This is a genomic window from Pectobacterium sp. IFB5596 (assembly GCF_021432585.1).
Lineage (GTDB): Bacteria > Pseudomonadota > Gammaproteobacteria > Enterobacterales > Enterobacteriaceae > Pectobacterium > Pectobacterium punjabense.
Genome location: NZ_LXFY01000005.1, coordinates 70,260 through 84,854, shown reverse-complemented (window position 1 = coordinate 84,854; position 14,595 = coordinate 70,260). Strand labels below are relative to the sequence as shown.

Annotated in this window: 13 protein-coding genes; 7 read left to right on the top strand and 6 right to left on the bottom strand. The window is 52.4% G+C overall.

What is annotated here, in order from left to right:
* Positions 1–62: 62 nt before the first annotated feature.
* The 5 genes from pckA to A6301_RS06820 all read right to left on the bottom strand — a co-directional run bounded on the left by pckA (position 63) and on the right by A6301_RS06820 (position 6,248).
* Entirely contained in the window at positions 63–1,682 is a 1,620-nt protein-coding gene (gene pckA / locus A6301_RS06840) for a phosphoenolpyruvate carboxykinase (ATP) (RefSeq protein ID WP_215482658.1), read from the bottom strand.
* A gap of 197 nt (positions 1,683–1,879) precedes the next feature.
* Positions 1,880–2,749, bottom strand: a complete 870-nt coding sequence (hslO, locus tag A6301_RS06835; RefSeq protein WP_234257404.1) for an Hsp33 family molecular chaperone HslO — start codon at positions 2,747–2,749, stop codon at positions 1,880–1,882.
* A gap of 114 nt (positions 2,750–2,863) precedes the next feature.
* Complete coding sequence (hslR, locus tag A6301_RS06830; protein ID WP_234257403.1) at positions 2,864–3,274, bottom strand: ribosome-associated heat shock protein Hsp15; 411 nt, start codon at positions 3,272–3,274, stop codon at positions 2,864–2,866.
* A 12-nt stretch (positions 3,275–3,286) separates the two neighbouring features.
* Positions 3,287–3,973: a GMP/IMP nucleotidase gene (gene yrfG, locus A6301_RS06825; protein WP_234257402.1), complete on the bottom strand. Its 687-nt coding sequence runs from the start codon at positions 3,971–3,973 to the stop codon at positions 3,287–3,289.
* Between the two features lie 127 nt (positions 3,974–4,100).
* Positions 4,101–6,248: an intracellular growth attenuator family protein gene (locus tag A6301_RS06820; RefSeq protein WP_234257401.1), complete on the bottom strand. Its 2,148-nt coding sequence runs from the start codon at positions 6,246–6,248 to the stop codon at positions 4,101–4,103.
* Positions 6,249–6,684: 436 nt separating this feature from the next.
* Between A6301_RS06820 and nudE the strand changes: the two genes are divergently transcribed.
* Positions 6,685–7,242 carry an ADP compounds hydrolase NudE gene (gene nudE, locus A6301_RS06815; RefSeq protein WP_107168893.1) on the top strand — a complete coding sequence of 186 codons (558 nt, stop codon included), beginning with the start codon at positions 6,685–6,687 and terminating at the stop codon, positions 7,240–7,242.
* 80 nt (positions 7,243–7,322) lie between these two features.
* Here the strand turns inward: nudE and mrcA are convergent, their stop codons facing one another.
* The gene (mrcA, locus tag A6301_RS06810) at positions 7,323–9,878 is read right to left on the bottom strand and encodes a peptidoglycan glycosyltransferase/peptidoglycan DD-transpeptidase MrcA (protein WP_205540410.1); all 2,556 of its coding nucleotides are present in this window, start codon (positions 9,876–9,878) and stop codon (positions 7,323–7,325) included.
* 111 nt (positions 9,879–9,989) lie between these two features.
* On the opposite strand from mrcA, the gene pilM reads away from it, so the two are divergent.
* The 6 genes from pilM (at position 9,990) to aroK (ending at position 14,577) form a co-directional block, all read left to right on the top strand.
* The gene (pilM, locus tag A6301_RS06805) at positions 9,990–10,841 is read left to right on the top strand and encodes a type IV pilus biogenesis protein PilM (RefSeq protein ID WP_234257400.1); all 852 of its coding nucleotides are present in this window, start codon (positions 9,990–9,992) and stop codon (positions 10,839–10,841) included.
* Positions 10,842–10,843: 2 nt separating this feature from the next.
* Positions 10,844–11,413 carry a PilN domain-containing protein gene (locus tag A6301_RS06800; RefSeq protein ID WP_234257399.1) on the top strand — a complete coding sequence of 190 codons (570 nt, stop codon included), beginning with the start codon at positions 10,844–10,846 and terminating at the stop codon, positions 11,411–11,413.
* Positions 11,406–11,993 carry a hypothetical protein gene (locus tag A6301_RS06795; RefSeq protein WP_205540407.1) on the top strand — a complete coding sequence of 196 codons (588 nt, stop codon included), beginning with the start codon at positions 11,406–11,408 and terminating at the stop codon, positions 11,991–11,993. Before A6301_RS06800 ends, A6301_RS06795 begins: the two co-directional genes overlap by 8 nt.
* Complete coding sequence (locus A6301_RS06790; RefSeq protein ID WP_234257398.1) at positions 11,990–12,367, top strand: HofP DNA utilization family protein; 378 nt, start codon at positions 11,990–11,992, stop codon at positions 12,365–12,367. The genes A6301_RS06795 and A6301_RS06790 overlap by 4 nt, the downstream gene beginning before the upstream one ends.
* Before the next feature lie 62 nt (positions 12,368–12,429).
* The gene (gene hofQ / locus A6301_RS06785; protein ID WP_234257397.1) at positions 12,430–13,704 is read left to right on the top strand and encodes a DNA uptake porin HofQ; all 1,275 of its coding nucleotides are present in this window, start codon (positions 12,430–12,432) and stop codon (positions 13,702–13,704) included.
* A 351-nt stretch (positions 13,705–14,055) separates the two neighbouring features.
* A complete protein-coding gene (gene aroK / locus A6301_RS06780; RefSeq protein ID WP_005969451.1) occupies positions 14,056–14,577 on the top strand; it encodes a shikimate kinase AroK in 522 nt (173 codons plus the stop codon).
* Positions 14,578–14,595 lie beyond the last annotated feature (18 nt).

Sequence of the window (14,595 nt, the reverse complement as noted above, 5' to 3'; positions counted from 1 at the left end):
AGTTCTACAATAGCAAAAGGCGCGGATTCCGCGCCTTTTCTCTGTGTGTTTCTTGCTAACGCTTACCGCTTCGGCCCTGCTTTCACCAGCGCGGCACCTGCTGGCGCATCGGTGTATTTATCGAAGTTGGTGATAAAGCGCTGTGCCAGATCGTCCGCTTTTTCCTGCCATTGTTCGACGCTCGCGTAAGTATCACGCGGGTCGAGAATGTCAGGATTGACGCCGGGCAGCGAGGTCGGAATCGCCAAGTCGAACACTGGCAGCGTCTGCATTTCAGCATCATCAATACTGCCGTTCAGAATGGCGTCAATAATCCCGCGCGTATCCTTGATTGAGATACGCTTGCCGCTGCCGTTCCAGCCGGTGTTCACCAGATAGGCCTGCGCCCCTGCCGCCTTCATCCGTTTCACCAGCACTTCCGCGTACTGCGTTGGGTGCAGCATCAGGAAGGCTGCGCCAAAGCAGGCAGAGAAGGTTGGTGTCGGTTCCGTCACGCCGCGCTCGGTTCCCGCCAGTTTAGCCGTAAAGCCAGACAGGAAATGATACTGCGTTTGATCGGACGTCAGGCGAGAAACCGGTGGCAGCACGCCGAAGGCGTCCGCCGTCAGGAAGATCACTTTGGTCGCGTGACCCGCTTTCGAGACCGGTTTAACGATATTCTGAATGTGGTAGATCGGGTAAGAGACGCGGGTGTTCTCGGTTTTGGAACCGTCGTTGAAGTCCACGGTGCCGTCTGCCAGCACCGTAACGTTTTCCAGCAGCGCATCGCGTTTGATGGCACCGTAGATATCCGGCTCCGCTTCTTTGGACAGCTTAATGGTTTTGGCGTAGCAGCCGCCTTCAAAGTTAAAGACGCCGTCGTCGTCCCAGCCGTGCTCGTCATCACCAATCAACTGGCGTTTCGGGTCGGTGGACAACGTGGTTTTTCCCGTACCGGACAGGCCGAAGAAGACCGCGACATCGCCTTTTTCACCGACGTTCGCCGAGCAGTGCATGGAAGCGATGCCTTTCAGCGGCAGTAGGTAGTTCATGATGGAGAACATCCCTTTCTTCATTTCGCCACCGTACCAGGTGCCGCCAATCAGCTGGATGCGCTCCGTCAGGTTGAACGCGACGAAGTTCTCAGAGTTCAGCCCCTGTTCCTGCCAATTTGGGTTGGAGCATTTTGCGCCGTTCATCACGATGAAGTCTGGTTCAAAACCTGCTAATTCTTCATCGCTCGGACGGATAAACATGTTTTTGACGAAATGTGCCTGCCAGGCCACTTCGGTTACGAAACGCACACTGAGGCGACTGTCTGGATTGGCGCCGCAGAAAGCATCAATGATGAACAACCGCTTGCCGGACAGTTGCGTGGTGACCAGCTGTTTCAGATGAGTCCAGGTTTCCTGGCTCAACGGGTGGTTATCGTTCTTGCCTTTGCCTTGATCGGACCACCACACGGTGTCGCGGGTCACGTCATCGCGCACGATGTATTTGTCTTTCGGGGAACGGCCGGTAAAGATGCCAGTATCGACGGCTACCGCACCGAGTTGGGTTTCGATGCCGCGTTCATAGCCTTGTAGGGTTGGAGAGCGTTCTTCTTTAAAAAGGAGTTCATAGCTGGGATTGTAGACAATATCGCGGACATCATGGATTCCATAAGCAGCCAGAGCTTGCGGGGTAATACCGTTGATCTGCATGTTGCTACTCCTCAAGTTATAGTCGTACTACTAAACATTGTAGGGAGTGAGCTTATTTTAACCGCGATAGCAATCATAAAATTAAATAAATTCATTAATAACTTTGCTTATTTAGGGTGTTTGAAAAATAACCATAGCGGTTTGCAGGCGGGAAAATAAGCAAAATAAAACGGGTACTTTTGTACCCGTTAAAAAGATTAATGCAACAGATTTCCTGATGAATCCTGCCGGATCGCGCGGATATCCAGAGAATTAAACAGGTAGTGTGTACCGCAATAATCACAGTTCATATCGATTTCACCGTCCTGTTCGATCATCTCATTCACTTCCTGATCGGACAGCGTCATTAATGCATCTGCGCAACGATCGCGCGAGCAGTGACAGCGGAATTCGACATCCTGCGGTTCATACACGGTAACCTCTTCCTGATGGTAAAGGCGGTACAGCACCTCGTTGGCAGGCAGGGTAAACAGTTCTTCGGCTTTGACCGTTGTGGTGAGCTGTGCCAGATGATCAAAATCATTGCGATCGGCGTCCTGCGCAGGCAGTACCTGTAGCAACATGCCTGCGGCGGCCTGATTGCCCTCGTGCTGTCCGGTACGGATAAACAGCCGTGTTGGCAACTGTTCGGACTGCTGGAAATAGCTTTCCAGACATTCGGCAACGGTTTCACCTTCTAAACCAACAACGCCTTGATAACGCTCTCCGTCGGTTGGTGTAATCGTAATGACCAGATAGCCATTGCCAACCATCTCTTTCAGCGAGCTCCCCGGTGCGATATCCCCTTGCAGACGGGCAACGCCGCGCATCTGCTGTTGGTGGTTACCGTTAATCACCGCCAGTTTCAGCGGGCCATCGCCCTGAAGCTGAACGGTAATATCACCGCTGAATTTCAGTGTTGCCGTCAGCAGACTGGTGGCAACCAGCATTTCACCCAGCAGTGTTTGCACCGCGGACGGGTAGTCGTGGTTAGTCAAAATACGTTGATACGTTTCGTTAACGGTCACTAATTCGCCACGGACGGCATGATTTTCAAACAGATAGCGATGTAGTTGGTCGTGAGCCATGATGTTTTCTCGTCGTTGTACGGAGATGAGTAGTGCGCGATGAGTGGTACGGCAATCGCTGGGTCTTCTCTCTATTGTCAGCAGTTTGATGACCAAAAAATGAAGAGCGGAGCGTTATTCCTGATCGCTGTATTTAAATTTAATCAGATCGCGTCGCTCTTTTTTATCAGGGCGGCGATCGGGATGTGGCATCGTCAGCGCATTCATTTTCCGCGCCTGCGCTACCTTTTCTCGTTTCTCAATGCTTGCTGCCGTTTCCTGATACAGCGACTGCGCCTCTGTCGCACTTCTGCGCTGGCCGCTGACGGCTGAAACGATCACGGTGCGTTCATCATTGCCCTGACGCAGTTTAATCTCGGCATTCAGCTCGACCTGCTTGCTCGGCTTACCGCGTTGACCGTTATAGTGCACTTTGCCGCCGTCGATCATCTCGCGGGCTATTGCCCGTGTTTTATAGAAACGGGCGGCCCAGAGCCATTTGTCCAGACGAACGGCGTTGTCGGCATGCTCGGTAGCTTTCACCATAAACCCTCCTGATTACCCTGCGTTAACGGAGTGACGCAGGGCTGGTAGCAGCGCAAGATAGTCGTTCATTGACGGATGTTGCAGGAATGCCTTCTCCTGCTGACCAGAATCTGGATTACGTACGCCCAGACAATAATGGATGCCGAAGGTTTTCGCGGCATCCAGAATCGGTTCGCTGTCATCCACGAACAGAGTTCTGGCAGGATTGAAACCGGTTTGCTGCTGTACGGCCTGCCACAAGCGCTGATTCTCTTTCGGATACCCATAAGTATGGGTGGAAAGCAATAAATCAAGGTGCCGATCCAGCCCAGTATGCTCGATTTTTACCGCCAGACTGTGCGGATGAGCGTTGGTCAGCAGAATCGTCTCTTTGCCGCACTCGCGCAGCGCCGCTAAAAACGGCGTGGTGTCGTCGCGCAATCGGGCTCGCATGCCGATATCTGTCGTCATTTGGTAGATATCCAGATCGAGACGTTCTGACCAGTAATCGAAGCAATACCAATTCAGCGTGTGTTGAACGGCCCGGTACTCCTGTTCGATAAGCTGATGCGCCTGTTCAAGGCTGATCTGACGTTTTTCACTGAGCGATTGCGGCACCAGTTGAAGCCAGAAATAGCTGTCAAACGCCAGATCGAGCAGCGTGCCATCCATATCCAGTATCACGGTGTCGATGTTATGCCAGTTAACGTGGGGGTTCATAACGACTCCAGATGTCGCGTCGTACCATTGGGGTGATGAAACAGGAGACGCGCAATGCAATTGTGACAAGAGTGAGGGGAAACCTAGTCCGTTAGGTTAGCATAATCACAAGGAGGGCACGATGCCGTTAGTGTGGAAGCCGAGGGTGATTATCCGAGGATGAATTCGCCATCATATTGAAGCGTGAGGCGTAATAGCGCTGGATATCGGTGACACGCTTCTGGCTTTTACGCATTTTAATGCCGGTCAGAATCGCATTAATGATGAACATCGTGGAAAAGAGCAGCAGCAGCAGGCAACTGCCGAGATAGCGCCAGACGGTAATGACGTCGGGTTCACTGTGCAGGCTAATGTGCTGTGTCCCGTTGGCATCAGTATTGAGCTGCGTGATGACGCCGGTGGCATTAAACGGCGTATGCAGCAGCATCGCCGAAAGCCGCTGGAGTTCCTGCCACTGATCCGATGGACGATATTCATTGAGCGGCATCGGAGGGAGCGGGTGGTTAACGAACTGCCGGCCTTCATCGCTACGGATCAGGAATCCACCGGGCGGTGGGCTGTTCAGCGACTCTGCTGCATTATTGATTTCCTGATAGAAGAATTGATCGGTGGAACTGTTGACCAATGATTCCAGTGTTTCTGCACTGACAGCGGGCAACACCACATTCATGCCTTTCAACTTGCCGGAATCGGCATCTTTTACCAACGTATTCCAGTTTTTAACGTCGCTTAAATTCACCAGTGCATTTTTCAAGCGGGAACAGTCATTTTCCTGTTTACATAAATCCTGCGTTCTTAGGACGACATCAGCGAAGTTCTTCATCAGAATCAGCCCTGATTTCTGGATCGTGGACGCTAATTGAGAATTGGCCTGACCGTCTTTATCCGCTTGCGGATGGAGCTGGCTGTTGACGGATTTAAGCAAGGCGGACGTTTTTTCAATGGTCTCGGACTCCGGCAGCGGTAGCGGCGCAGCTTTGTTCCAGTAAATAGCGGAACAGTCGAAAGGGCTGAAAGCATAGGGTGATGGTGCAGAGACGGGGTGAATGCCTGCGGGTACATAACACATACCGTTACCGCGAACCGCCAGCGTATCGCCAATGCGGAGCTGCGCTTTTTCCAGATCGCTGACTTGCGTTACCTCAATGCGCTGTGCGCCTTGAAGCCAGGCCAGACTGAGTTTTAACGGTAGTTCGAGCTGCACGTTGGTGACGAGCAACATCAGGCTGAGCAGTGAACCCGCAGCTAGCAGCAGATTCCTGCCCCAGCGCTGTAGCGGGAAATATTTCACTTCATCGTGCAGCGAAAGGTGCTCGCCTTGACGGATGACTTGTCGGTTGAGATAGATATCTACGTCCGTTTTCCGCCCCAGATCCTGTGTGATATAAGGCTGCCAGTGAGGAGGGTAGATCAGATCGATGTTACCGAGTGAGATATTGCCGAGTGGTCCCTGATTAGATTCGCCAAACAGACCCAGGCCTTGTGGCGTGCCGTGAAGGCAATGCACGTCCCGCAATTCCTGAGAGGACGGTGACCGAAAAAGCTGCCATAAGCTCCAGCTTGCCAGCAATGTCGCAATGCCAATCAGCCAGGGGAGTAGGGCGATAGGGCTATTCAGGCTGATGAACAGGAGAAAAAAAGACAGACAGAGCACGGCCGTTTCTTTCAGCCCTCTGGAGTGGTGTATGACGTGTTCTTCACGTGTTTCTTTGCGGATGGTGACCAGCTCCGCATGTTCACTGCCCTCCTGGCGGATAGAGGCATTTGGCACGGGAACTTCAGCCGGTAACGGGGCTAATGGACGATCGTCGAGGCATTCTGTTAGCGAATGACCGTTTAGGGAGATGACCAGCGGGATCGAGCGTGTCTTAATCAGTTCAACGGTATTGTTTTCGGTAATGAACTGCTCCCAACTGGGCGGCAGATGAATCTCTTGGGTATCAATATAGTAGCGCCATTTATTCTGAGCATCGGTGCTCAGGCCGTAGCGTGTAATGGTATGGGTGATAGGGTACACCCGATTACTTTGCAGAGATCGTGGCAGTTTTGGCTGCGCATTGGGGGTATCAAGCGGTGTGGTTTGTTGACTATTTTCCTGAGCCAGATAACGCTCAATAGCGATCCGTTCATCTTCAGTTAACCGACGGGGAAGCGATTGCGCAACAGGTAAGGGCGGAGCGGACAGAAAACGGCGTCGCATACGGTAGCCGACAAGACCTCCGATAACGATCAGACAGGCAAGCAATATCGCCAATAGGGTAAATATTGTGCTCATGTCATCTCCATTCCAAAACGCGATGCTCCTTGTTCCTGTCGGAGTTTAACAAAATTATACAATCGATGATAACCCGTATGGCATTGTTTTCTTAGATTAATAACGTAATTGTGAATAGAATTAATCGCATAAGGTGATGATAGTAACAAGCAAAAAATGCCTATTGAATGAGGATAATCCTATTTTTTTTAAGTTATTGACTTTTGGCGGTCGTTTCTCATACAGGATGTGTCCTGCATGTTGCTCACACGTAAATTCATCGTCACGATAGTTGCAGCGAAGGTGACTGTTAACGCACAATGTGAACAGAATCAAAAAAGAATATTTACGATCTCTTCTTATTCAACAGCATGTCGTGTTCAGGTTGCGATAAACGCAGTCCCTCATGTGCGTTGGGCGAAGGCGCCGTTCTGGTCGTAACTCTCTGGGGGCATCAATGAGTCATAACCTGAAAAAACCTAAAATCCTCAAGGTGGAAACGGTAGCGCGTTCGCGCTTGTTCAATGTGGAATCCGTCGATCTTGAATTTAGCAACGGGGTACGCCGGGTTTATGAACGGATGCGATCAAGCGGTCGGCAGGCGGTAATGGTTGTCCCGATCATTGATGATGAACTGTTGTTGATCCGCGAATACGCCGTCGGCATTGAGGAGTACGAGCTGGGCTTCCCTAAGGGACTGATCGATCCCGGTGAAACGGTTTTTGAAGCGGCTAATCGTGAACTGATGGAGGAAGTCGGTTTCGGTGCGGAAAAGATGGAGCTGCTAGCGACGTTAACCATGGCACCCTCCTATTTTTCCAGTCAGATGAATATCGTGGTAGCGCGCGGGCTGTACCCGCAGAGTTTGGAAGGCGATGAGCCGGAGCCTCTGCCGCAAGTCCGCTGGCCGATGGACAACATGATGTCGCTGCTGCAAGAGCCCGATTTCCGCGAAGCACGTAATGTTAGTGCGCTATTTCTGGCTCACGACTGGTTGCGCCGTACGCCCCGCTAATTTCCTGACTTATCATCGCCAAAAAAAGAAGGCACCCTTTCTGGTGCCTTCTTTGTAAGTGTAACGCTATCGAACGTTGGCTAGAACAATTCTTCGCTTTGCCCGTTATCCATCAGCGTGGTGCCGACTTCATGCACTTCATATTCTTTCGGCTGTGTACCGTCAATGAAGTATTCGGAACGGCTGTTCCCACCCCCGTTAGACAGCTTACCGCTGCTGCGGTCAATGACCACGCTGACGATGCCAGGCGGCGGCGTCAGCGGTTGCTCAGGTACGCCATCCAGCGCGGCTTTCATGAAATCATCCCATGCAGGCTGCGCTGATTTCGCACCGCCTTCATAACCGGAAATCTGGTCTTTGATGACGCCGGATGCGCTGCTTGCTCCGAGATCGCGGCGGTGATCGTCGAAACCTATCCAGACTGAGGTCACCAGATTCGGGCCATAGCCGGAGAACCAGGCATCTTTGGAACTGTTCGTGGTACCGGTTTTACCGCCGATATCACGACGTTTCAAATCACGACCTGCACGCCAGCCCGTTCCCATCCAACCTGGTTCACCAAAGACGTTACTGTTCAGCGCGTCTTTAATCAGGAAAGACAGCGGCGTGTTGATCACGTGCGGTGCATAAGGTTGCGCTGCGCTTTGCTGTGCGGCCTCTGGCGTAACAGGCTCCAGTTCTGGCTGCGGCAGGCCTAGCGGTGGTGCTTCGTTTGACGTGGCGACATCTTCAACGTTAGTGGTCGCTAATACCGGAGAACGTGGCGTTTCACCGTAAACCAGCGGTAGGTTACAGGTATCACAGACCACTTTAGGCGTCGCGGTAAACACCGTACCACCCGCCTCGCTCTCTATCTTACTAATCAGATAGGGATCGACCAGATAGCCACCGTTTGCCATGACGGCATAACCACGTACAACCTGTAGCGGCGTAAACGAGGCCGCACCCAGCGCCAGCGATTCGGTATGAACGATATTCTGTGCCGGGAAGCCGAAGCGTTGCAGGTAATCCGCGGCATAGTCGACGCCCATCGCACGCATGGCGCGTACCATGACCACGTTTTTGGATTGACCGAGTCCCTGACGCAAACGGATTGGGCCGTCATAAGTTGCCGGGGAGTTTTTCGGCCGCCAGTCAGATCCTGCGCCCGCATCCCAACGGGTGATCGGTACGTCGTTCAGAATCGTTGCCAGCGTTAAGCCTTTGTCCATCGCTGCGGTGTACAGGAATGGTTTGATGTTGGAACCAATCTGACGCAGTGCCTGTGTCGCACGGTTGAATTTGCTTTGGTTAAAGTCAAAACCGCCAACCAGCGCTTCTATCGCGCCATTTTTCGGGTTGAGCGAGACGATAGCAGAGTTGACGTCCGGCACCTGTGCCAGCCACCAGTCATCGTTCACTTTACGCACCCAAATCTGTTGGCCTGCCTGCACTACATCCGTGACGCGTTTCGGCGTTGGCCCTTGTTGCGTATCAGAACGATAGGCGCGCGCCCAGCGCATGCCCGCCATCGGTAAGGCAATATTGCTGCCGTCAGACAGGATCGCAATCGCATTATCTGACGTCGTGCTGGTGACGATGGCCGGATAGAGCGGGCCGTAGACCGGCAACGCTTTCAATGCCGTAATCATCTTCGCCTGATCCCAAACGCCTTCACCCACTTTCCACAACACTTTACTTGGGCCGCGATAACCGTGGCGCATGTCATAGGCGAGAATGTTATTACGCAATGCATCCTGCGCGGCAGTTTGCAATTTCTTGGTGACCGTCGTGTAGACCTTATAACCGTCGTTATACGCATCTTCACCATAGCGTTTGACCATCTCCTGCCGTGCCATTTCCGCGACATACGGTGCGGAGAACGAAATTTCAGGCGCGTGATAATTCGCGACCAACTTTTCGTTGCGTGCCGCATCGTATTGCGACGGCGTGATGTAGTTTTCATCCTTCATGCGCGCCAGTACCACGTTGCGGCGGGCAACGGCGCGGTCATAGGAATAGAGCGGGTTGAACGTCGATGGGGCCTTCGGCAAGCCGGCGATCATCGCCATTTCGCTCAGCGTCAACTGGTCAACAGGGCGACCGAAGTAAACCTGTGCCGCCGCACCAACACCATAGGCGCGATAGCCGAGGTAAATCTTGTTCAGGTAGAGCTCAAGGATTTCATCCTTAGTCAGCAATTGCTCAATACGAATAGCCAGAAACACTTCCTTTATCTTACGAGTCAGGGTGCGTTCCGGGCTCAGGAAGAAGTTCCTGGCGAGCTGTTGCGTAATGGTACTCGCCCCTTGAGAGGCGTGGCCAGAGGTGAGCGCGATAGATGCGGCGCGGATAATCCCGACGGGATCGACACCGTGGTGATCATAGAAGCGACTGTCTTCGGTCGCGATAAAAGCATGTACCAGCTCAGGAGGAATCTGGTCCAGCTTGAGCGGGATACGCCGTTTCTCACCAAATTGAGCGATCAGTTCGCCATCGGCGCTGTAGACCTGCATTGGCGTTTGTAGCCGAACGTCTTTCAGCGTGGCGACATCGGGCAGTTGGGGTTCGATATAGCGGTACAAACCATATATCGAGGCAGCTCCCAGCAGAATGCAAGAGACTGCAAGGATGAATAGATACTTTACGAACTTCACCTGGGATTTTCCATTCAGTAGCGTTTGGACAGTTTATAAACAATCGGGCGCTAGTATAAAGATAACCCAGCACTGTGGATACGTTTATTGGATAAGGAAATCGGGTTAAACATGGCTTATCACATCTGGCGGGTTGGGTTAGATATACAGAACGGCTTCATGCGCGCTCTGGCAGTTCAGCGTCGCCGCTACGGTTGGCAGCTTCGTCACTGGTGGCAATATCCACTACCAGACGATACGTTGCGCTCGGGTAGTCTACACCATACTGAGGTGCTTTGTGAGACCTTACAAACATGGCGTCGTTTACTGCCTGAACCTATTTCATTGCGGGTGGGGTTTCCTGCTCAGTCGATTTTGCAGCAGCGTTTACCGCTGCCTGACCCGCGTTTACAGGAGCCAGAACGTAGCCTTTATATTGAAACTATGGCGGATCGCAAGCTGCCGATTAGCCGCGAATCGCTGGCGATAGACTATCGGGAAGATCCGCAGGAGCAGGGTTCACTGCTGGTGACGGCCGCACGCCGACAGGAAATCGACAAATGGCTGACATGTCTGAAGAGCGCGGGGCTGCATCCTCATGTCCTTGATGTTTCAACGTGTGCGCTTCGAACGATGGCACAGTTGGCTGGACTTGAAGCTAACCGTCTGTTCCTGCATCGCCTGTTGGATGGTTGGCTGTGGGTATCCCCGTTGAACCACGCGTTTTACTCGGGCGTGATACACCTTGATGAGCTGAATGACGAAGCCGATATCGTATCGGTTGTAAGCACTCGCTATCAGCATGATGTCGATAGCGTAGCCTATTATTCCAGCGTCTCGTCCGATTTACCCAGACAGAGTACCGACGTATTACTGCCGTGGTCGCCGTTAACGGTGTTTAGCCACCTACAGCCACCGTTGCCGAGTTTCCCCTCGGCTTTTGCGGTCGCGAGTGGCTTGGCATTGCGTCCTGAGGATGTCTGACCATGCTGCTGATTAATCTTTTACCCTGGCGTACGACTCAGATGCGTCAGCGGGCACGCCGCTGGTTAGGGCTATTATGGCTACAGACGGGGTTGATGCTATGCCTTATTGCGGCAAGTTATCTGCTTTTCCAGCATCGTCAACAACGTGCGCAGGATGGGCTCGATACGGTTCTGATGCAGCAGCAGCAGTTGTCCACGTTGTATCAGCAAACTCACCTCGCGCGGGAAACGCTGCGTCGCTTTCAGGCGCAAGAACGCACAGAGGCAGTAATCCTGCATGACAATCGTCGCAACCTTCATTTGTTAGAGCAGCTTGCTGGCATGATGCCCGCGCGTCTGTGGCTGACGGAAATCGCTGACCGTGGGTCGCATTTGCTACTGACAGGTGTGAGCGAAAACTATCACGACATCATTACGCTACAGCACGCGTTATTGCGCCATGTTTCAGTCGAACGCATACAACTGCTGCGTACGTCCCGAGAGCGCGACATGGGGGACGGGCTACGTTTTTCCTTGCGGGTTGACTGGCGCGGCGCAACGGATTCCCTGTTGGGGGATGACCATGATTAATCAAAAAATCATGCTTAATGCTGTGTTGAACCGACCAGGACTAATTAATAAACCGCTCTGGCAGCAACTTGCCCTTCAATGGGCGTTTGTTGCCGCAGTTGGGCTGCTATCAGGCTGGTTCTTCATCGGTGACGTACGGATAACCGTTATTGGCACGGAGGCGCAAATCGTTCAGGTGCGGCTGAATATACAGGAGACGCAACAAAAACTAGACGCGATGCCGTTATTGTCAGTTTTGCACACGCAGCTAGCGGGAAAAACCACGCGATCCGCTCCCTTTCAGCCCGATGTGTTGGCACAACTTCTCGTCGAGCCTCTGTCGCAAGCGGGGGCTTCGCTGCTGTCTTGGCAACCCGCTTCCCGTGGTGTAGAAGCTCCTCATCAGGAACGCTGGCAACTGGTATTTAGTGCGGATTACACGGGGGTATTGCAGGTGCTTCGTGAGTTGACGGCGCTGCCTTATGTATTGCGAATTGCGCAGTTGACGGTAAAGCCAGATGCCGGGTTAACCAATCTATCCTCTGAAGCGCCACGGCTACGGGTTGAATTATCACTGATCGAACCAGAGGTGGTGCCATGAGTCAGATAATAGGTCGTATCGCATGGATGCTGTTATTCGTGCTGCATAGCGTGCAGGCAGAAAAAAACGCAGCACGTATCGACCCTTTTCATCCGTCGATCGCTGCACGTTGCCTGCCTTCAGCGACCTCGCCTGCGTGGCGGCTAAAGGGCGTGGTTGGTTCTGGTGACCGCTGGATTGGCTGGCTAGACCAGCCAGAAGTAGGGTGGGTTCGGCTAACACATGGCGAGGTCATTCCTCCGGGAAATTGGTCGGTCAGCCAACTGGATAAATCAGGAGCCAAACTGGTTCCGACAGTGAGGGGGGCAGGTTGTGACGGTCAGCAGGAGAGCCTGTTGCTGGCTTCGCCATTTATTAATAAGTCAAAGGAATAGGTGAAGCTTGCCTATCGGCTCGTGTTTTTTAACAACCGCTTATCTCGATAACAAGGACGGTTATGAACATCAGAATGTTATGTCGCGTGGCGACGTTGAGTTGGTTACTGCTCCTCGTAATGCCGTATCAGGTCAGTGCCGAACCTTCGGTATCGATGGCTTTTGAGGATTCGCCAATATCCCGGGTGTTGCAGGCGCTAGCCGATCACCAGCAGCTCAATGTGGTGATTGCGCCGGGGGTGACGGGAAACCTTAGCCTGAGGTTGGCAGAAGTACCCTGGCAGCAAGCGCTGGAGATTGTTTTGCGTATGGGGAAACTCAGCGTAGAGCGCAACGGTAACGTGCTACTGGTTTTCCCCACCGAGCATCTTGCGTCCCAGCAGAAGGAAAAGGATGAACGCATGGCGGAGTTGGCGCAGAAACTGCCGCTACATAATCTTTCTATCGCCTTGCAGTATGCCGATGTGGATGAGGTCGCAGCCAGCGTTCAGGCCCAGCGTGGAGCCCTGATTTCTACACGTGGTAGCGTAACCATGGATAAACGAACGAATACCTTATTGATTCGCGATACGGAAGACGCGCTGGCACAGCTCGAACCGTGGGTAAAAGAGCTCGATTTGCCGTTAGCGCAGGTGCAACTGGCGGCGCACATTGTCACCATTAGCAGTGAACACTTGCAAGCGTTGGGCGTTAACTGGGGGTTGGGGGAAGGTGATGCAACGAACAAGGCACTCAGGTTGAACAATTTTAATGTTGGCTTGCCAGTAGATACGCCAGCGGTCAATGCGGGGTTCCATTTGGCGCGACTGAATGGTCGTCTGTTGGATCTGGAGTTAATGGCGCTGGAGCAGGAAAGCCAGGTCGAAATTATCGCTAGTCCCCGCCTGTTCACAGCACACCAGCAGACCGCCAGTATTAAACAGGGAACGGAAATTCCGTATCAGGTCTCCAGCGGTGCTAGCGGATCGACGTCTATCGAGTTCAAAGAAGCGGTACTCGGTATGGAAGTGACGCCCGACATTCTGCGTGCCGGACGGATTACGCTGAACCTGAAAATTAGTCAAAACATGCCGGGACAGACGATTAAGCAGGGCGATAATGGTGAAGCGTTAGCGATCGATAAACAAGAAATCCAAACGCAGGTGACCGTCACCGACGGAGAAACCATCGTATTAGGTGGCATTTTCCAGCAGCAAAAAAAGAACAGTGACAGACAGGTGCCACTATTAGGCGAGGTTCCTGTATTTGGTCATCTGTTCAGAAACCATACTCAGCAGCATACGCGACGAGAATTGGTTATTTTCATCACGCCGACGCTGATACCCGCCTCATCGTGAGCAAACCCAGGCTCGCTCTGATGTTATTCGGTGATTTTTTTCGGATAAGGAGCAATATTTTTGTCACGTTCAATGCTTATGAGTTTGACGCTGCGGCGGATTTAGCTTACAAGGGTTAGCGAATTGAGCACTGAAGTGTTGTTCCACCGAAAATGTCGATAAAACATACTGCATTGGCCCTCTGTGGTCGGTGTGACATTTTATTCGGTTGCCAAACTACCCTGAGTCTTGAGATAATTTTTTGTCTGATTCTCGCACTATCGCTCATGAGGTTTCAGTTTAGGTCCCGCCGCTGGGTTGATTGGCGGGGCGGGTTATCATTAACGAATTGTCTTAGTAATACCAAAAAACATGGCAGAGAAACGCAATATCTTTCTGGTTGGGCCTATGGGTGCCGGCAAAAGCACTATTGGCCGTCAGTTAGCTCAGCAACTCAATATGGAGTTTTTCGACTCCGATCAAGAAATTGAGCGACGCACTGGGGCTGATGTGGGCTGGGTATTCGATGTGGAAGGCGAAGAAGGCTTCCGCGATCGTGAAGAGAAAGTCATTAATGAATTGACGGAAAAACAAGGCATCGTACTGGCGACAGGCGGTGGCTCAGTCAAATCACGTGAGACGCGTAATCGTCTTTCTGCGCGCGGCGTTGTCGTTTATTTGGAAACGACAATCGAGAAGCAACTGGCCCGTACGCAGCGTGATAAGAAACGTCCGTTACTTCAGGTTGAAACCCCTCCACGTGAAGTATTGGAAGCATTGGCGAAAGAGCGGAACCCGCTTTATGAAGAAATCGCCGATGTTACCATTCGGACTGACGAGCAAAGTGCCAAGGTTGTTGCTAACCAGATTATCAATATGCTGGAAAGCAACTAAGAGCATACCTTATCCGCA